An 18,459-nucleotide genomic window follows, 5' to 3' on the forward strand; every position below is an offset into this window, starting at 1 on the left:
GTTGGATGTCGATTTTATAAACCCCGGGGAATGAACAACCGGCGAGTGCGAGCAGTCCCACGAAGGTGAAACTGGTTAGCAAGAGCTTGGTGTTTTGCATCGGTGGGCGACTTCCACTATCTTGGCTGGGACAACGTAAACCCCGATCATACCTGCATTAAGAGAAGCTGCGAAGCAGCGTCTGCGAGAAAGCTGACCATGGTTGAAAATAGCGAACTACGCAAAGCCGGACTTAAAGTGACCCTGCCACGGGTCAAGATCCTTCAGATGCTCGATTCTGCGCAGCAGCGTCACATGAGCGCGGAGGACGTCTACAAGGCACTGATGGAGGCCAACGAGGACGTCGGTCTGGCAACGGTTTACCGAGTTCTGACTCAGTTCGAAGCAGCCGGATTAGTGGTCCGCCACAACTTCGACGGAGGCCACGCGGTATTCGAACTGGCTGACGGAGGCCACCACGACCATATGGTCAATGTGGAATCCGGTGAGGTCATCGAGTTCTTCGACGAAGAAATCGAAAAACTGCAGAAAGCCATTGTGAGCAAGCACGGCTTCGAGCTGGTTGATCACAATCTGGTGCTCTACGTACGCAAACAAAAGGTGTAAGCCTTTTTGAAGTACGACAAAGGCGACCCTGGGGTCGCCTTTGTTGTTTCTGCAGATCGCGTCGGCGTCAGCACGGATCCCAGGACGATACGCCCGAGATCAAGCCGCACGGGTTGTCACGACTTTGACGTGACGACCATTTTCTTGGCGTGCGCGAGCGACTCTTTCGTGAGGTCTATCCCGCCCAGCATCCGCGCCACTTCTTCCACGCGTTCATTCTTGCTGAGTTTAGAGACCGCCGTCCGGGTTACATCCGCTTCGCGCACCTTATGCACGAATAGGTGCTGGTGCCCCTGAGCGGCGACTTGCGGCAGATGAGTAACGGTCATGACCTGCCCTCGTTCGCCGAGGCGACGCAGGAGTTGGCCGACGATTTCTGCCGTAGGCCCACCGATACCGACGTCCACCTCGTCAAATACCAGCGTCGGAACCCGAGACGTCTGCGCGGTGATCACCTGAATCGCCAGGCTGATCCGCGACAGCTCTCCGCCCGACGCTACCTTCGCCAGCGCTTTGAGCGGCTGACCCGGGTTGGCGCTCACCAGCAGTTCAACCTGCTCCAGGCCGTTGGGCGACAGCTCTTTGTCCACGTTCTCGCGCAGCCCGATATTGAAGCGGCCGCCCGGCATGCCCAGCCGCTGGATTTCATGCTCGACCTTGTGGGCCAGTTCCGGCGCGGCACGGTGGCGGAGGTCACTCAGTTCGCGCGCCTTCTCTTGGTAGTGCCGGGCATAGGAGCCCACCTCGTGTTCCAGTCTCTCGATCGCTTCATCGTTGGCGTTGAGCGTTTCGATTTCGTCGAGCAGCTTCTGGTGCAGCGCCGCCACTTCCGTTGGCTGCACGCGGTGCTTGCGTGCCAGCGTATAGATGGTGTCGAGACGTTCTTCAATTTGCTGCAGGCGGGCAGGGTCTGCTTCAAAGCGGTCGAGGAAACGATTGATCTCCCCCACGGCTTCTTCGACCTGAATCTGGGCACTTGAGAGCAGATTGGTCGCTTCATTGAGCGCATCGGGCGTGTTGTTCACGCTGCTGAGTCGGTTAAGGCTGGCGGTCAGCGCGTTCAGGGCGTTGCCGGAATCGCTTTCACTGCACAGTTCGACGACCTGCCGGCAGATGCCCAGCAGGCTCTCGGCATTGGTCAGTGTGGTGTGCTCCTGCTCCAGCCGCTCGAGCTCGTTTTCGCCCAGGCTCAAGCTTTCCAGTTCTTCGAGCTGGTAGCTCAGCAGCTGATGCTTGGCGCGCTGTTCGTCGCCGGAATTGGAAAGGCGCTCAAGCTCCTGGCGGGTTTGTCGCCAGCGTTGGGAAGCCAGTTGAACCTGGCGCGCAAGATCGGTGGCGCCCGCGTACTCGTCCAGCAGGCGCCGATGGGTATCGGTCTTGAGCAGCGACTGGTGCTCGTGCTGGCTGTGAATATCGATCACCAGCTCGCCGAGCGCTTTGAGGTCGCCCTGTGGGCACGGCGTGCCATTGATGTAGGCGCGCGAACGACCTTCGGCCGTGATGACGCGGCGCAAGATGCACGGACCGTCAGTTTCGAGGTCTCGCTCCTTCAGCCATGCGCTGGCTTCAGGGATATCCGAGACATCGAAGGTCGCCAGAATGTCTGCCTTGTCGGCACCTGGCCGTACCACGCCACTGTCGGCGCGATCGCCCAGCGTGAGGCCGAGCGCGTCGAGCATGATCGACTTGCCGGCCCCGGTTTCCCCGGTGATCACACTCATGCCGCGATCCAGTTCGAGGTCGAGATGTTCAACGATGGCGTAGTTATGTATGGACAGGTGGACCAGCATCAGAGCGGCTCCCAAACAATTTGTCTGGTTATTTATACAGTGTTTTGCTTCGGGCTGACAATGCCCTGCTTTAGCTCGATTTGAAAGGCCTTGGCGAATTTTTAGCACCAATCCTGCATTTCGCCAGCTGGGCTGCCGGCCGAACTCATGTCGGAAAATTTGTAGGGTTATTCACCCGATCCTGCACCCAAACCCCTTGAACCCGAAAATTACGGCCCCATATAGCCGGGCAGAGGCGTGAGTTGAGCTCACGGATGTAATTAGAAGGAGAGAATTTATGGCTGACGAACAGAACCCGGACATGCAGGCCCAGGATCAGGCTGCCAACACGGCGACTTCTCAAGATGATCTGGCAACGCGTGTGCAAGTGCTTGAAGAGCAGCTGACGGCGGCGCAGGACCAGTCCCTGCGTGTGGCTGCGGATCTGCAGAACGTCCGCCGCCGAGCTGAGCAGGATGTCGAAAAGGCGCACAAGTTTGCGCTTGAAAAGTTTGCCAGCGATCTGCTGCCGATCGTCGACAGTCTTGAGCGTGGTCTGGACCTGTCCAACCCGGATGACGAGAGCATCCGGCCGATGCGTGAAGGCATCGAACTTACGCTGAAGATGTTCTACGACACCCTCAAGCGCTACCACCTGGAAGCCATCGATCCCCATGGCCAGCCGTTCAACGCCGAGCACCATCAGGCGATGGCAATGCAGGAAAGCGCCGACGTGGAGCCGAACAGCGTGCTCAAAGTGTTCCAGAAAGGTTATCAGCTCAATGGCCGTTTGCTTCGCCCGGCCATGGTAGTGGTCAGCAAGGCTCCATCGCCTGTTTCGCCGTCGATTGACGAGCAGGCTTGAAATTAGCCGAGCGGGCCCCATTTAAAGGCCAAGCGTTTAAGAATTACCGCAATTTGTAAACGCAGTTGCGGCAACCAAATTTAAGTTTCGGGAGATTCAAACATGGGCAAGATTATCGGTATCGACCTGGGGACCACCAACTCCTGCGTCTCGGTTCTGGAAAACGGTGTCGCCAAGGTCATCGAGAACGCCGAAGGCGCTCGTACCACCCCTTCGATCATTGCATATGCCAATGACGGCGAAATCCTGGTGGGTCAGTCGGCCAAGCGTCAGGCAGTCACTAACCCGCACAACACTCTGTATGCGGTAAAGCGTCTGATCGGCCGTAAGTTCGATGAAGAAGTCGTTCAGAAAGACATCAAGATGGTGCCATACAAAATCGCCAAGGCTGACAACGGCGACGCGTGGGTAGAAGTCAACGGCAAGAAAATGTCCGCTCCTCAGATTTCGGCTGAAATCCTGAAGAAGATGAAGAAGACCGCCGAAGACTACCTCGGCGAGACGGTGACTGAAGCAGTCATCACCGTTCCGGCTTACTTCAACGACAGCCAGCGTCAGGCCACCAAAGACGCCGGTCGTATTGCCGGTCTGGACGTCAAGCGCATCATCAACGAGCCAACCGCTGCCGCTCTGGCTTACGGTATGGACAAAGCGAAGGGCGACCACACCGTCATCGTTTATGACTTGGGCGGCGGTACTTTCGACGTCTCGGTCATCGAGATCGCCGAAGTTGATGGCGAGCACCAGTTTGAAGTGTTGGCCACCAACGGCGACACCTTCCTGGGTGGCGAAGACTTCGACAACCGCCTGATCGATTACCTCGTTGACGAATTCAAGAAAGAATCCGGCATGAACCTCAAGGGCGATCCGCTGGCGATGCAGCGTCTGAAAGAAGCTGCCGAGAAAGCGAAGATCGAGCTGTCGTCGAGCAATTCCACCGACGTCAACCTGCCGTACATCACTGCAGACGCTACCGGTCCGAAGCACCTGAACGTGAAGATCTCCCGCGCCAAGCTGGAATCGCTGGTTGAAGACCTGGTTCAACGCACCATCGAGCCTTGCCGCATTGCGCTGAAAGATTCGGGCATTGAAATCAGTGCCATCAACGACGTGATTCTGGTCGGCGGTCAGACCCGTATGCCGCTGGTTCAGCAGAAGGTCACCGAGTTCTTTGGTAAAGAAGCACGCAAAGACGTCAACCCGGACGAAGCCGTTGCCATGGGTGCCGCTATCCAGGGCGCGGTACTGGCTGGCGACGTCAAGGACGTTCTGCTGCTGGACGTTAGCCCGCTGACGCTGGGTATCGAAACCATGGGCGGCGTGATGACCGCGCTGATCGAGAAAAACACCACGATTCCTACCAAGAAATCGCAAGTATTCTCGACTGCCGACGACAACCAGGGTGCAGTGACCATTCACGTGCTGCAGGGCGAGCGCAAGCAAGCCGCTCAGAACAAGTCCCTGGGCAAGTTCGACCTGGCCGAGATTCCACCAGCACCACGCGGCGTGCCTCAGATCGAAGTGACCTTCGACATCGACGCCAACGGCATTCTGCACGTCGGCGCGAAAGACAAGGCAACTGGCAAGACTCAGTCGATCGTGATCAAGGCTAACTCCGGTCTGTCGGACGAAGAGATTCAGCAGATGATTCGCGACGCTGAAGCGAACTCGGACGAAGACCGCAAGTTCGAAGAGCTGGCCTCGGCCCGCAACCAGGGCGACGCACTGGTTCACTCGACTCGCAAGATGGTCACTGACGCTGGCGATAAAGTCACCGCCGAAGAGAAGACCGCAATCGAAGCTGCACTGGTTGCACTTGAAGCCGCTGTGAAGGGCGACGACAAGGCTGCCATCGACGCGAAGATCGAAGAGCTGTCGAAAGTCTCTGCGCCGGTCGCTCAGAAGATGTACGCCGAGCAAGCCGAAAAACCTGAAGGCGGTGCTCAAGCCGCTCAGGAACAAACCAAGCCGGCTGATGACGTTGTCGATGCCGAGTTCGAAGAAGTGAAAGACCACAAGTAAGCGCAGGCTCACTTGATCGCCGGTTGACCGCTTTGTTGCGGTCGCTGGTAGGATGTCGCCGCGCGGGAGCTTGCTCCCGCGTTGGCGTGTCTGGAACACCCAAAATTTTCAAGCACGCGAAGCTGTATCGCGGGCTTTGTGGCAAAGCCGGATGCTCCTGCACTCCGGCTTGTTCAGCCGCTTTCCTCGGTCGATCAAAGGCCGTGAACCAAGACCAGGATCGTTGAATTGACGTGAGTTGGGTCCGGGCCTGAAAGGGGCTCAACGAGTTCGGCAGGCTCAGGAGGGTCATGCCGGACGTCCTCAAGAGTGCGGAAAATTTATGTCAAAGCGTGATTATTACGAAGTGTTGGGCGTGGAGCGCGGCTCCAGCGAAGCGGACCTGAAAAAGGCGTATCGCCGTCTGGCAATGAAATTTCACCCTGACCGCAACCCGGGTGACAAGGCGTCCGAAGACGCCTTCAAAGAAGCCAACGAAGCGTACGAAGTGCTTTCCGATGCCAGCAAGCGTGCGGCCTACGACCAATACGGTCATGCCGGCGTTGATCAAGGCATGGGCGGTGGCGGTTTCGGGGGTGGTGGCGCCAACTTCTCGGACATCTTCGGTGATGTCTTCAGCGACTTCTTCGGTGGCGGCCGCGCGGGCGGCGGCGGTCGTGGCGGCGCTCAGCGTGGCAGTGACCTTCGTTACACCCTTGAGCTCAATCTTGAAGAAGCAGTCCGCGGCACGACCGTCAGCATTCGCGTGCCGACTCTGGTCAACTGCAAGCCGTGCGACGGCAGCGGCGCCAAGAAGGGCTCGGCCCCGGTGACCTGCCCAACCTGCGGCGGCATTGGCCAGGTGCGTATGCAGCAGGGCTTTTTCTCTGTCCAGCAAACCTGCCCGCGTTGTCACGGCAACGGCAAGATCATTTCCGATCCTTGCGACTCATGCCATGGCGAAGGTCGTGTCGAAGAGTCCAAGACGTTGTCGGTCAAGGTGCCGCCTGGTGTCGATACCGGCGATCGCATTCGTCTGTCGGGCGAAGGCGAGGCGGGGACGCAAGGCGGTCCGACAGGCGACCTGTACGTTGTGATCAACGTGCGTGAGCACGCGATCTTCCAGCGCGACGGCAAGCACCTGTACTGTGAAGTGCCGATCAGTTTCACCGACGCTGCACTGGGCGGCGAGCTGGAAGTGCCCACGCTGGACGGCCGCGTCAAGCTGAAGATCCCGGAAGGCACCCAAACCGGTAAGCAGTTCCGTCTGCGTGGCAAGGGCGTCGCCCCTGTTCGTGGTGGTGGCGCGGGTGACCTGATGTGCCGTGTCGCAGTCGAAACCCCGGTGAACCTGGGCCGCCGCCAGCGCGAGCTGCTCGAAGAATTCCGTGCGTCCCTTGAAGGTGACAGCTCTCATTCGCCGAAGGCCAGCGGTTGGTTTGAAGGCGTGAAGCGTTTCTTCGGCGATCTCTAAGGAGCAGGGCATGCGACGTATTGCTGTGATGGGCGCCGCCGGGCGCATGGGCAAGACATTGATTGAGGCGGTGCAGGCGACGGCGGGTGCGGGCTTGACCGCAGCGGTCGATCGTCCCGACAGCTCCCTCGTCGGTGCCGACGCGGGCGAGTTGGCTGCGTTGGGCCGTATCGGCGTGCCGCTGTCGGGTGATCTGGCGAAAGTGGCCGATGAATTCGATGTGTTGATCGACTTCACTCATCCGTCGGTAACGTTGAAGAATCTCGCGTTCTGCCGCAAGGCGGGCAAAGCGATGATCATCGGCACCACCGGTTTCAGCGTTGAAGAAAAGCAACGTCTGGCTGAGGCAGGCAAGGACATCCCGATTGTGTTCGCGGCGAATTTCAGCGTCGGCGTTAACCTGTGCCTGAAGCTGCTCGACACTGCTGCGCGTGTGTTGGGTGATGACGTCGATATCGAGATCATGGAAGCCCATCACCGGCATAAAGTCGACGCGCCGTCGGGCACCGCAATCCGCATGGGTGAAGTGGTGGCGCAAGCGCTTGGGCGTGATCTGAACGAGGTGGCCGTTTATGGCCGCGAAGGTCAGACCGGGGCACGGGATCGCAAGACTATCGGTTTTGCCACTGTTCGCGCCGGCGACGTGGTGGGTGATCACACCGTGTTGTTTGCCGCCGATGGCGAGCGCGTCGAGATTACCCACAAAGCGTCGAGTCGCATGACCTTCGCCAAGGGTGCAGTGCGCGCCGCGCTGTGGCTTGATGGCAAGGCCCCGGGTCTGTACGACATGCAGGACGTACTCGACCTGCGCTGAGTCGTTTGGCGTCGTGAAGGTTCCAGTCGACAATGCGGGCAGGGGAAGGGCTTTCCCTGTATCCTGCTCGCAGTTTCAACCCGCTACGCGATGTCCGGTCGCAATCCCCAGCCCTCAGGGCAATTTTAGCGGTGGATTAAAAAAGCCTCTTTCTGTAAGCTACAGCTTTAGTGTGTCCACTAAAAGCGCGCAGATAATTCTATGAAAAAAGCGGGGTGACGTGTCTATACGTCATTCCGCTTTTTTACAACCTGCGATCGCCCTTTCAGGCTTTATTACGGGAGGTCTTCTTGACTAAGCCAGCCATACTCGCCCTTGCTGATGGCAGCATTTTTCGCGGCGAAGCCATTGGTGCCGACGGTCAAACCGTTGGTGAAGTGGTGTTTAACACCGCAATGACCGGCTATCAGGAAATTCTTACCGATCCTTCCTATGCCCAGCAAATCGTCACCCTGACTTACCCGCACATCGGCAACACCGGCACCACGCCGGAAGATGCCGAGTCTGACCGCGTCTGGTCGGCGGGCCTGGTGATTCGCGACTTGCCACTGGTGGCAAGCAACTGGCGTAACAAGATGCCCCTGGCCGAGTATCTGAAAGCCAACAAAACCGTTGCGATCGCGGGTATCGACACGCGCCGCCTGACGCGCATTCTTCGCGAGAAGGGCGCTCAAAACGGCTGCATCATGGCCGGCGACAACATTTCCGAAGAAGCAGCTATCGCCGCAGCGCGGGGTTTCCCGGGCTTGAAAGGCATGGACCTCGCCAAGGAAGTCAGCACCAAGGAGACCTATGAATGGCGCTCCACGGTCTGGAACCTGCAGTCAGACAGCAGCCCTGAAGTCGCCGCGGCCGACTTGAAATACCACGTAGTGGCATGGGATTACGGCGTCAAGCTGAACATCCTGCGCATGCTGGTAGAGCGCGGTTGCCGTGTGACGGTCGTGCCTGCGCAAACCCCCGCCAGTGAAGTGCTTGCGCTCAAGCCGGACGGCATCTTCCTCTCCAACGGGCCTGGCGATCCAGAGCCTTGCGATTACGCGATTCAGGCGATCAAGGATGTGCTGGAGACCGACATTCCGGTGTTCGGTATCTGCCTGGGTCACCAGCTGCTGGCGCTTGCGTCCGGCGCGCAGACCATAAAGATGGATCTGGGCCACCACGGTGCCAACCACCCTGTTCAGGACCTGGACACCGGCGTGGTCATGATCACCAGCCAGAACCACGGTTTTGCGGTGGACGAAGCGACCTTGCCGAGCAACGTTCGCGCCATCCACAAGTCGCTGTTCGACGGCAGCCTGCAAGGGATCGAGCGCACCGACAAGGACGCCTTCAGCTTCCAGGGTCACCCTGAAGCGAGCCCGGGCCCGACCGACGTCGCGCCGCTGTTCGATCGCTTCATCACAGCCATGGACAAGCGCCGCTAAGGCTGCCTTGCGACGGTAGCGAGCAGGTGACCGCGGCGGATCGGACCCATCCGACAGCCCGCCCGGCACCTGAGAGGTTCAAGACGGCTTGCCGACTGACACAGGATTCGAGTGACAACCCATGCCAAAACGTACAGACATTAAAAGCATCCTGATTCTTGGTGCTGGCCCGATCGTGATCGGCCAGGCCTGTGAATTCGACTACTCCGGCGCCCAGGCCTGCAAGGCGCTGCGCGAAGAGGGTTACCGCGTCATTCTGGTCAACTCAAACCCGGCCACCATCATGACCGACCCGGACATGGCGGATGCGACCTATATCGAGCCGATCAAATGGGCGACCGTCGCCAAGATCATCGAAAAAGAGCGCCCTGACGCACTGCTGCCGACCATGGGCGGTCAGACCGCACTGAACTGCGCGCTGGACCTGGAGCGCGAAGGCGTTCTGGAGAAGTTCGGGGTCGAGATGATCGGCGCCAATGCCGACACCATCGACAAGGCTGAAGACCGGTCGCGTTTCGACAAGGCCATGAAGTCCATCGGCCTGGCGTGCCCGCGTTCCGGTATCGCCCACAGCATGGAAGAGGCCAATGCGGTCCTCGAAAAGCTGGGCTTCCCGTGCATTATTCGTCCGTCCTTCACCATGGGCGGCACCGGCGGCGGTATCGCGTACAACCGTGAAGAGTTCGAAGAAATCTGCGCTCGCGGTCTCGACCTGTCGCCGACCAAAGAGCTGCTGATCGACGAGTCCCTGATCGGCTGGAAAGAATATGAGATGGAGGTTGTCCGCGACAAAAAGGACAACTGCATCATCGTTTGCTCCATCGAAAACTTCGACCCGATGGGGGTCCACACTGGTGACTCCATTACTGTCGCGCCGGCTCAAACCCTCACCGACAAGGAATACCAGATACTGCGCAACGCCTCGCTGGCGGTCCTGCGTGAGATCGGTGTGGAAACTGGCGGCTCGAACGTCCAGTTCGGCATCTGCCCGGACACCGGCCGTATGGTCGTGATCGAGATGAACCCTCGGGTTTCCCGTTCTTCGGCGCTGGCTTCCAAGGCCACCGGCTTCCCGATCGCCCGTGTTGCAGCCAAACTGGCCGTTGGCTATACGCTGGACGAGCTGCAGAACGAAATCACCGGCGGCAAGACCCCGGCGTCGTTCGAGCCGTCGATCGACTACGTTGTTACCAAGCTGCCACGCTTTGCCTTCGAGAAATTCCCTAAAGCCGATGCGCGCCTGACCACTCAGATGAAATCAGTCGGCGAAGTCATGGCCATCGGCCGGACATTCCAGGAGTCCCTGCAGAAAGCGCTGCGCGGTCTCGAAGTCGGTGTCAGCGGTCTCGATCCGAAACTGGACCTGAGTAATCCTGAAAGCATGAGCGTGCTCAAGCGCGAGCTGACTGTTCCGGGTGCGGAACGCATCTGGTACGTCGCCGACGCTTTCCGTGCCGGCATGACGGTCGAGCAGATCTTCGGCATGAACATGATCGACCCTTGGTTCCTGGTGCAGATTGAAGACCTGATCAAGGACGAAGAGAAGGTCAAGACTCTCGGCCTGTCCGCCATTGACCGCGATCTGATGTATCGCCTCAAGCGCAAGGGCTTCTCCGATGCACGCCTGGCCAAGCTGCTGGGTGTCACCGAGAAAAACCTGCGCACGCACCGTCACAAGCTGGACGTGCTGCCGGTTTACAAGCGCGTTGATACCTGCGCTGCCGAGTTCTCCACTGACACCGCGTACATGTACTCCACGTACGAAGAAGAGTGCGAAGCCAACCCGACCAATCGTGACAAGATCATGATCCTGGGTGGCGGTCCGAACCGTATCGGCCAGGGCATCGAGTTCGATTACTGCTGCGTGCACGCTGCACTGGCGCTGCGTGAAGACGGGTACGAGACCATCATGGTCAACTGCAACCCTGAAACCGTATCGACCGACTACGACACCTCCGACCGCCTGTACTTCGAGCCAGTGACCCTGGAAGACGTGCTGGAGATCGTCCGCGTCGAGAAGCCGAAAGGCGTGATCGTTCAGTACGGCGGCCAGACCCCGCTGAAGCTGGCGCGCGCACTGGAAGCCGCAGGCGTGCCGATCATCGGCACCAGCCCGGACGCCATTGACCGTGCAGAAGACCGCGAGCGCTTCCAGCAGATGGTCGAGCGACTGAATCTGCGTCAGCCGCCAAACGCTACCGTGCGCAGTGAAGACGAAGCCATCCGTGCTGCAGCGAAGATCGGCTACCCGCTGGTGGTTCGTCCGTCCTACGTACTGGGCGGTCGTGCGATGGAGATCGTCTACGAAGAAGACGAACTCAAGCGCTACCTGCGTGAAGCGGTTCAAGTGTCCAACGACAGCCCGGTGCTGCTGGACCACTTTCTCAACTGCGCCATCGAAATGGACGTGGATGCTGTCTGCGACGGTACCGATGTGGTCATCGGCGCAATCATGCAGCACATCGAACAGGCCGGGGTTCACTCGGGTGACTCAGCCTGTTCGCTGCCGCCGTATTCGTTGCCCGCCCATATCCAGGACGAAATGCGTGAGCAGGTCAAGAAAATGGCCCTGGAGCTTGGTGTTGTTGGCCTGATGAACGTGCAGCTGGCCTTGCAGGGTGAAGACATCTACGTCATCGAAGTGAACCCACGCGCATCGCGTACGGTGCCGTTCGTTTCGAAGTGCATCGGTGTCTCGCTGGCCATGATCGCGGCGCGCGTCATGGCCGGCAAAACCCTCAAAGAGCTCGGCTTCACCAAAGAGATTATTCCGAACTTCTACAGCGTGAAAGAGGCGGTGTTCCCGTTCGCCAAGTTCCCGGGCGTGGACCCGATCCTCGGCCCGGAGATGAAGTCGACAGGCGAAGTCATGGGTGTCGGTGACACCTTCGGCGAAGCATTCGCCAAAGCCCAGATGGGCGCCAGCGAAGTACTGCCGACTGGCGGTACGGCGTTTATCAGCGTGCGTGACGACGACAAGCCTTTGGTGGCCGGTGTGGCGCGCAGCCTGATTGAGCTGGGTTTCGACATCGTCGCTACCGCTGGCACTGCGCGCCTGATTGAAGAGGCCGGGCTGAAGGTTCGTCGCGTCAACAAGGTGACCGAGGGTCGTCCGCACGTGGTCGACATGATCAAGAATGACGAAGTCACGCTGATCATCAACACCACCGAAGGTCGCCAGTCGATCGCCGACTCCTACTCGATTCGCCGCAATGCCCTGCAGCACAAGATCTATTGCACCACCACGATTGCTGCGGGCGAAGCCATCTGTGAAGCGCTGAAGTTCGGTCCTGAAAAAACCGTACGTCGCTTGCAGGATCTACACGCAGGACTGAAAGCATGATCAAGTACCCAATGACCGTCCAGGGTGCCCGCGCCCTGGAAGAGGAACACGCACACCTGACCAAGGTCGTTCGTCCCAAACTCAGCCAGGACATCGGGACTGCGCGCGAACTGGGCGATCTCAAGGAAAACGCCGAATATCATGCTGCTCGCGAACAGCAGGGCATGGTTGAAGCGCGCATCCGCGATATCGAAGGCCGCATCCAGAATCAGGTGATCATTGACGTCACCACGATTCCTCACACAGGCAAAGTGATCTTTGGTACCACCGTTGAAATTGCCAACGTAGAGACAGACGACCGCGTCACCTACCACATCGTGGGTGAGGACGAAGCTGACTTCAAACTGGGCAAGATTTCGGTGGGTTCGCCGCTTGCCCGGGCGTTGATCGGCAAGGAAGAAGGCGATGTCGTGGCTGTGAAAACGCCGAGTGGTGTGGTCGAGTACGAAATCGTGGAAGTGCGTCACGTTTGATGATCGACACCCGCGTTGCGCGGGTGTTGATTCAGGCTGCTGGTTCGAAGGTCATTGATTGGCCTGTCGAACTGGCGACCGCATGTCCGGTCTGATCGGCTCGGCGCTGACCTTCGCAGGTGAGCACCGAGTCGGAAGGTCAGAGCACCTATTGTTGGCGCTTGACCCGACAGGATCAGTTGAAGCGGTGGACGTTGGACAGCTGCTTGTTGACCTTCGGGTTCTTGCGGTAAATCAACGCCATCTTGCCGATGACCTGAACCAGGTCAGCCTTACCGGCTTTGCACAGTTCAGCGATGGCTGCCAGGCGGCTCTCGCGGTCGAGGATGTTGAGCTTGATCTTGATCAACTCGTGATCACCCAGCGCTCGCTCCAGTTCGGCCAACACACCTTCAGTCAGACCATTGTCAGCCACGATCAACACCGGTTTCAGATGGTGGCCAATGGATTTGTATTGTTTCTTCTGCTCTTGAGTGAGCGGCATAATCTGACCTCTGCGTCTGATCTTGTAAAAGCGGCGGCCAGTTTAACCGAGCGAGTCCGGTATCGCCCGGTTAATCGCGACTCGTCCTAATATTTTGAGGTGCTCCGTGGCACGTTCCAAAACCAGCCATAACTGGCTTAAAGAACACTTCGACGACAAGTACGTCAAAATGGCGCAGCGCGACGGCTACCGTTCCCGCGCCAGCTACAAGCTTCTCGAGATCCAGGAGAAGGACAAAATCATCCGTCCCGGCATGACGGTGATCGACCTGGGCGCAGCACCGGGTGGCTGGTCGCAGGTGACCAGTCGTCTGATCGGGGGTCAGGGTCGTTTGATTGCATCCGATATCCTTGAGATGGACAGCATCCCCGACGTGACCTTCATCCAGGGGGATTTCACCCAGGACGAAGTCCTCGCCCAGATCCTCGAAGCTGTCGGTAATACGCAGGTAGACCTTGTGATTTCCGACATGGCCCCCAATATGAGTGGATTGAGCGCTGTGGACATGCCGCGCGCAATGTTCCTGTGCGAACTGGCGCTGGATCTGGCGGGCCGCGTGCTGCGCCCCGGCGGTGATTTCCTGATCAAGGTCTTCCAGGGTGAAGGCTTTGATGTGTATCACAAGGACATCCGCAAGCTGTTTGACAAGGTGCAGATGCGCAAGCCTTTGTCATCGCGGGATCGTTCCAGGGAGCAGTACCTGTTGGGTCGCGGTTTCCGCGGCATTGAAGGGTCGGCAAGCGATGAGCGTCTTTGATCGAGCGATAGCTTTTTTCAAATGGCTTTATCAAGGGAGCGGAACCAACATCGTGTAGTCAAAGTTTCACAAAGGGTTACAGACGCCGCCTGCCACGCCTGTAGGATCTGTAGTAAGTTAGGCCGGTGAATATCATGCGAGGCACGCTCCAGCGTGGAGCTTGCTTCAGAGGGTAGCTAATTGAACGATATGGCAAAGAATTTGATCCTGTGGTTGATCATCGCGGCGGTTCTCGTGACCGTGATGAACAACTTCTCCAGTCCTAACGAGCCGCAGACCCTCAACTATTCCGAATTCATCCAGCAGGTGAAGGACGGCAAGGTCGAGAAAGTTGCCGTTGACGGCTACGTCATCACCGGCAAGCGCAGTGATGGCGACTCCTTCAAGACCATTCGCCCGGCCATTCAGGACAACGGCCTGATCGGTGATCTGGTCGACAATAACGTCGTGATCGAGGGCAAGCAGCCAGAGCAGCAAAGCATCTGGACTCAGCTCCTCGTTGCCAGCTTCCCTATCCTTGTGATTATCGCCGTCTTCATGTTCTTCATGCGCCAGATGCAGGGTGGCGCGGGAGGCAAGGGCGGTCCGATGAGCTTTGGCAAGAGCAAGGCACGTCTGCTGTCAGAAGATCAGGTCAAAACGACGCTGGCTGATGTGGCTGGCTGTGACGAAGCCAAAGAAGAAGTCGGCGAGCTTGTCGAGTTCCTGCGTGACCCCGGCAAGTTCCAGCGCCTGGGTGGTCGCATTCCTCGCGGCGTTCTGATGGTCGGTCCTCCAGGTACGGGTAAAACCCTGCTTGCGAAAGCTATTGCTGGCGAAGCGAAAGTGCCGTTCTTCACGATCTCCGGTTCAGACTTCGTAGAAATGTTCGTAGGCGTCGGTGCTAGCCGCGTGCGTGACATGTTCGAACAAGCCAAGAAGCACGCGCCGTGCATCATCTTCATCGACGAGATTGATGCTGTGGGTCGCCATCGTGGCGCCGGTATGGGCGGCGGTCATGATGAGCGCGAGCAGACGCTCAACCAGCTGCTGGTTGAGATGGACGGCTTTGAAGTGAATGACGGCATCATCGTGATCGCCGCCACCAACCGTCCCGATGTTCTTGATCCGGCGCTGCTGCGCCCAGGTCGTTTCGACCGTCAAGTGGTTGTAGGTTTGCCTGACATCCGCGGTCGTGAGCAGATTCTCAAAGTACACATGCGCAAAGTGCCGATGGGCGATGATGTCCAGCCGGGCGTGATTGCACGTGGTACGCCTGGTTTCTCTGGTGCCGACCTTGCGAACCTGGTCAACGAGGCTTCGCTGTTCGCTGCCCGTACCGGTAAGCGCATTGTCGAAATGAAAGAATTTGAGCTCGCAAAAGACAAGATTATGATGGGCGCTGAGCGCAAGTCGATGGTCATGTCGGATAAAGAAAAGCGCAACACCGCTTACCACGAGGCGGGCCACGCGATCGTCGGTCGTGTCGTGCCTGAGCATGATCCGGTCTACAAAGTTTCCATTATCCCTCGGGGTCGTGCCTTGGGCGTGACAATGTTCCTTCCCGAGGAAGATCGCTACAGTCTGTCCAAGCGCGCATTGATCAGCCAGATATGCTCGCTATACGGCGGCCGTATTGCGGAAGAGATGACGTTGGGCTTCGATGGGGTGACCACAGGCGCCTCCAACGACATCATGCGGGCCAGCCAGATCGCTCGGAACATGGTCACCAAGTGGGGTCTTTCCGAGAAACTGGGCCCGTTGATGTATTCGGACGAGGAAGAAGGCGGTTACCTGGGTCGTGGCGGTGGTGGTCAGAATGCCAGCCTCTCCGGCGACACTGCCCGTCTTATCGACTCGGAAGTACGCAGCATCATCGATCAGTGCTACGGCACGGCGAAGCAGATCCTTACGGACAATCGCGACAAGCTTGAAGCGATGGCTGACGCACTGATGAAGTACGAAACCATCGACGCCGAGCAGATCGACGACATCATGGCAGGACGTACGCCGCGTGAACCCCGTGACTGGGAAGGCGGCTCTGGAGATTCAGGCACCCCGATTGCGCCTGTAGGTCCGCGTCCGGAATCGCCGATTGGCGGTCCTGCTGCTGAACACTAAGGTTTGACATGACTTCTCTGCTTCACCCGACCCGATTGCCTTGCGGCAATCGGGTTCTTGATTTGTCCCGCACGCACGTGATGGGAATTCTCAATATCACCCCTGATTCTTTCTCGGACGGCGGTCGCTTTGCGCAGCGTGACCTCGCGTTACGCCACGCCGAAGCGATGATGCTGGCGGGCGCGACGTTGATTGATGTCGGTGGCGAGTCAACGCGCCCTGGCGCGCGGTCGGTATCGCCTGTCGAAGAGTTGGAGCGCGTCGCGCCCGTTGTTGAGGCGATCAACGCAGAGCTCGATGTCATCATTTCTGTGGACACTTCGACGCCGGCCGTCATTCGCGAGACCGCGCGTCTCGGGGCGGGGCTCATCAACGATGTGCGCTCCTTGCGTCGTGACGGTGCGCTGGACGCCGCCGTGGCCACAGGCTTGCCTGTCTGTCTCATGCACATGCGCGGTGAGCCAACGGACATGCAGGATGATCCTCACTACACTGATGTGGTGGCCGAGGTCAGTGCGTTCTTGCGAGAGCGGATGGAGCAGTGCGTTGCGGCAGGCATTCCGGTCGATAAAATCATCCTCGACCCGGGATTCGGCTTCGCCAAGACTCTCGACCATAATCTTAGCCTCTTCAAACATATGGAAGCGCTCCATGCGTTGGGCCGTCCGCTGCTGGTGGGTGTCTCACGCAAGAGCATGATCGGCAAAGTGCTCGACAAGCCTGTTGACCAGCGTCTCCATGGTGCGTTGGGGCTTGCCGCCATGGCCATGGTCAAGGGCGCGAAAATCCTGCGCGTGCACGACGTCCCGGAGACGGTGGATGTCGTGCGCATGATTGCTGCTGTTGAATCAGCAAAATAAGAAATCTGGAGCACCCATGAGTACAAAAAAATACTTCGGTACCGACGGTATCCGCGGTCGTGTAGGCCAATTCCCGATCACCCCTGACTTCATGCTGAAGTTGGGATGGGCCGCAGGGATGGCATTCCGGAAAATGGGCGCGTGCCGGATTCTGGTTGGCAAGGACACGCGCATCTCGGGTTACATGTTTGAGTCCGCGCTGGAAGCAGGGTTATCTGCAGCAGGCGCAGACGTCATGCTGCTGGGGCCGATGCCGACGCCTGCGATCGCCTATCTGACGCGTACCTTCCATGCCGAAGCCGGCATTGTGATCAGTGCCTCGCACAATCCGCACTACGACAACGGCATCAAGTTCTTCTCCGGACAAGGCACCAAGCTCCCTGATGAGATCGAGCTGATGATCGAAGAGCTGCTCGACTCCCCGATGACCGTCGAGGAGTCCGACAAGCTTGGCAAGGTGTCGCGTATCAATGACGCGGCCGGTCGTTACATCGAGTTTTGTAAAAGCAGCGTGCCTACGAGCACTGATTTCGCTGGCCTGAAGCTCGTTGTCGATTGCGCCCACGGTGCGACGTACAAGGTCGCGCCTAATGTGTTCCGTGAGCTTGGCGCCGAGGTCACCGTGCTGTCGGCTGCGCCCAACGGGCTGAACATCAATGACAACTGCGGCTCCACCCACATGGGGGCACTCAAGGCCGCCGTCGTCGAGCACGGTGCTGACCTGGGTATCGGCTTCGACGGTGATGGCGATCGGGTGCTGATGGTCGACCACACCGGGGCCATCGTCGATGGTGATGAGTTGCTTTACATCATCGCGCGGGACCTCCGGGAGCGCGGCCAGCTGCAGGGCGGTGTCGTGGGTACTCTGATGAGCAACCTCGGGCTTGAACTGGCGCTCGCGGACCTCAATATCCCTTTCGTTCGCGCCAACGTAGGCGACAGGTATGTCATAGCCGAGTTGTTGGAGCGCGACTGGCAGGTAGGCGGCGAGAATTCGGGCCATGTCGTGTGCTTCAGGCACACGACGACAGGGGATGCGATTATCGCCGCGTTGCAGGTGCTGCTGGCAATGAAGCGGACTGGGCAAACCCTCGCTCAATCGCGCGAAGGCCTGAAGAAATGCCCTCAAATATTGATCAACGTGCGCTTCGAAGGCGGGAGTGTAGACCCGGTCAAGCACCCCGCTGTCATCGAAGCGTGTGATCGGGTAACGGCTGCCATGGGCGGGCGAGGGCGTGTGCTTCTGCGCAAGTCCGGTACCGAGCCGCTGGTGCGTGTGATGGTCGAGGGCGAGGACGAAAGTCTGGTCCGTGGCTATGCCGATGAACTGGCAAAACTGGTTGCTGAAGTTTGCGCCTGATTTCGGCTTGCCAGTGTTGAAACTGTTGGGTAACATCTGCGCCCACTTTGACCGACGAGGTACAGCATGCGTCGCCCTATGGTAGCTGGTAACTGGAAGATGCACGGTACCCGCGCCAGCGTCGCT

Annotated in this window: 14 protein-coding genes and 1 pseudogene; 12 read left to right on the top strand and 3 right to left on the bottom strand. The window is 58.7% G+C overall.

Annotation, left to right across the window (positions count from 1 at the left end; all coding sequences use genetic code 11):
- Positions 1–100, bottom strand: a pseudogene (locus VF672_RS21245) (outer membrane protein assembly factor BamE); the annotation flags it as partial.
- 98 nt (positions 101–198) lie between these two features.
- Here VF672_RS21245 and fur point away from each other — a divergent pair.
- Positions 199–606 carry a ferric iron uptake transcriptional regulator gene (gene fur / locus VF672_RS21250; RefSeq protein ID WP_065987616.1) on the top strand — a complete coding sequence of 136 codons (408 nt, stop codon included), beginning with the start codon at positions 199–201 and terminating at the stop codon, positions 604–606.
- A gap of 116 nt (positions 607–722) precedes the next feature.
- Here the strand turns inward: fur and recN are convergent, their stop codons facing one another.
- Positions 723–2,396, bottom strand: coding sequence for a DNA repair protein RecN (gene recN / locus VF672_RS21255; RefSeq protein ID WP_331106563.1), 1,674 nt, complete (start codon positions 2,394–2,396; stop codon positions 723–725).
- A gap of 277 nt (positions 2,397–2,673) precedes the next feature.
- Between recN and grpE the strand changes: the two genes are divergently transcribed.
- From grpE to greA, 7 genes are all read left to right on the top strand, one after another.
- The gene (gene grpE / locus VF672_RS21260) at positions 2,674–3,240 is read left to right on the top strand and encodes a nucleotide exchange factor GrpE (RefSeq protein WP_331106565.1); all 567 of its coding nucleotides are present in this window, start codon (positions 2,674–2,676) and stop codon (positions 3,238–3,240) included.
- A gap of 102 nt (positions 3,241–3,342) precedes the next feature.
- A complete protein-coding gene (dnaK, locus tag VF672_RS21265) occupies positions 3,343–5,262 on the top strand; it encodes a molecular chaperone DnaK (RefSeq protein WP_331106567.1) in 1,920 nt (639 codons plus the stop codon).
- Between the two features lie 322 nt (positions 5,263–5,584).
- Positions 5,585–6,715, top strand: a complete 1,131-nt coding sequence (dnaJ, locus tag VF672_RS21270) for a molecular chaperone DnaJ (protein WP_331106569.1) — start codon at positions 5,585–5,587, stop codon at positions 6,713–6,715.
- 10 nt (positions 6,716–6,725) lie between these two features.
- Positions 6,726–7,529 (top strand): 4-hydroxy-tetrahydrodipicolinate reductase, encoded by an 804-nt coding sequence (gene dapB / locus VF672_RS21275; protein WP_037015146.1) that lies wholly within the window; start codon positions 6,726–6,728, stop codon positions 7,527–7,529.
- Between the two features lie 290 nt (positions 7,530–7,819).
- Positions 7,820–8,956 carry a glutamine-hydrolyzing carbamoyl-phosphate synthase small subunit gene (carA, locus tag VF672_RS21280; RefSeq protein WP_331106572.1) on the top strand — a complete coding sequence of 379 codons (1,137 nt, stop codon included), beginning with the start codon at positions 7,820–7,822 and terminating at the stop codon, positions 8,954–8,956.
- A 121-nt stretch (positions 8,957–9,077) separates the two neighbouring features.
- Positions 9,078–12,299 carry a carbamoyl-phosphate synthase large subunit gene (carB, locus tag VF672_RS21285; protein WP_331106574.1) on the top strand — a complete coding sequence of 1,074 codons (3,222 nt, stop codon included), beginning with the start codon at positions 9,078–9,080 and terminating at the stop codon, positions 12,297–12,299.
- A complete protein-coding gene (gene greA / locus VF672_RS21290; protein ID WP_331106576.1) occupies positions 12,296–12,772 on the top strand; it encodes a transcription elongation factor GreA in 477 nt (158 codons plus the stop codon). The genes carB and greA overlap by 4 nt, the downstream gene beginning before the upstream one ends.
- A 175-nt stretch (positions 12,773–12,947) precedes the next feature.
- Here greA and VF672_RS21295 read toward each other — a convergent pair whose 3' ends face one another.
- Positions 12,948–13,256, bottom strand: a complete 309-nt coding sequence (locus tag VF672_RS21295; RefSeq protein WP_331106578.1) for a YhbY family RNA-binding protein — start codon at positions 13,254–13,256, stop codon at positions 12,948–12,950.
- A gap of 106 nt (positions 13,257–13,362) precedes the next feature.
- On the opposite strand from VF672_RS21295, the gene rlmE reads away from it, so the two are divergent.
- From rlmE to glmM, 4 genes are all read left to right on the top strand, one after another.
- On the top strand, positions 13,363–14,013 hold the full coding sequence (gene rlmE / locus VF672_RS21300; protein ID WP_065987607.1) for a 23S rRNA (uridine(2552)-2'-O)-methyltransferase RlmE: 651 nt from the start codon (positions 13,363–13,365) through the stop codon (positions 14,011–14,013).
- A 189-nt stretch (positions 14,014–14,202) separates the two neighbouring features.
- The gene (ftsH, locus tag VF672_RS21305) at positions 14,203–16,113 is read left to right on the top strand and encodes an ATP-dependent zinc metalloprotease FtsH (protein ID WP_331106581.1); all 1,911 of its coding nucleotides are present in this window, start codon (positions 14,203–14,205) and stop codon (positions 16,111–16,113) included.
- A gap of 8 nt (positions 16,114–16,121) precedes the next feature.
- A complete protein-coding gene (gene folP / locus VF672_RS21310) occupies positions 16,122–16,973 on the top strand; it encodes a dihydropteroate synthase (RefSeq protein ID WP_331106583.1) in 852 nt (283 codons plus the stop codon).
- A 16-nt stretch (positions 16,974–16,989) separates the two neighbouring features.
- Positions 16,990–18,333, top strand: a complete 1,344-nt coding sequence (gene glmM / locus VF672_RS21315) for a phosphoglucosamine mutase (protein ID WP_331106585.1) — start codon at positions 16,990–16,992, stop codon at positions 18,331–18,333.
- Positions 18,334–18,459: the final 126 nt, after the last annotated feature.

It is taken from the genome of Pseudomonas sp. (assembly GCF_036387035.1).
Classification (GTDB): Bacteria; Pseudomonadota; Gammaproteobacteria; order Pseudomonadales; family Pseudomonadaceae; genus Aquipseudomonas.

Excerpts from the sequence above, each read along its gene's own strand:
- fur (WP_065987616.1), top strand. The coding sequence starts at position 199 with ATGGTTGAAAATAGCGAACTACGCAAAGCCGGACTTAAAGTGACCCTG.
- recN (WP_331106563.1), bottom strand. The coding sequence starts at position 2,396 with ATGCTGGTCCACCTGTCCATACATAACTACGCCATCGTTGAACATCTC.
- grpE (WP_331106565.1), top strand. The coding sequence starts at position 2,674 with ATGGCTGACGAACAGAACCCGGACATGCAGGCCCAGGATCAGGCTGCC.
- dnaK (WP_331106567.1), top strand. The coding sequence starts at position 3,343 with ATGGGCAAGATTATCGGTATCGACCTGGGGACCACCAACTCCTGCGTC.
- dnaJ (WP_331106569.1), top strand. The coding sequence starts at position 5,585 with ATGTCAAAGCGTGATTATTACGAAGTGTTGGGCGTGGAGCGCGGCTCC.
- dapB (WP_037015146.1), top strand. The coding sequence starts at position 6,726 with ATGCGACGTATTGCTGTGATGGGCGCCGCCGGGCGCATGGGCAAGACA.
- carB (WP_331106574.1), top strand. The coding sequence starts at position 9,078 with ATGCCAAAACGTACAGACATTAAAAGCATCCTGATTCTTGGTGCTGGC.
- greA (WP_331106576.1), top strand. The coding sequence starts at position 12,296 with ATGATCAAGTACCCAATGACCGTCCAGGGTGCCCGCGCCCTGGAAGAG.
- VF672_RS21295 (WP_331106578.1), bottom strand. The coding sequence starts at position 13,256 with ATGCCGCTCACTCAAGAGCAGAAGAAACAATACAAATCCATTGGCCAC.
- ftsH (WP_331106581.1), top strand. The coding sequence starts at position 14,203 with ATGGCAAAGAATTTGATCCTGTGGTTGATCATCGCGGCGGTTCTCGTG.
- folP (WP_331106583.1), top strand. The coding sequence starts at position 16,122 with ATGACTTCTCTGCTTCACCCGACCCGATTGCCTTGCGGCAATCGGGTT.
- glmM (WP_331106585.1), top strand. The coding sequence starts at position 16,990 with ATGAGTACAAAAAAATACTTCGGTACCGACGGTATCCGCGGTCGTGTA.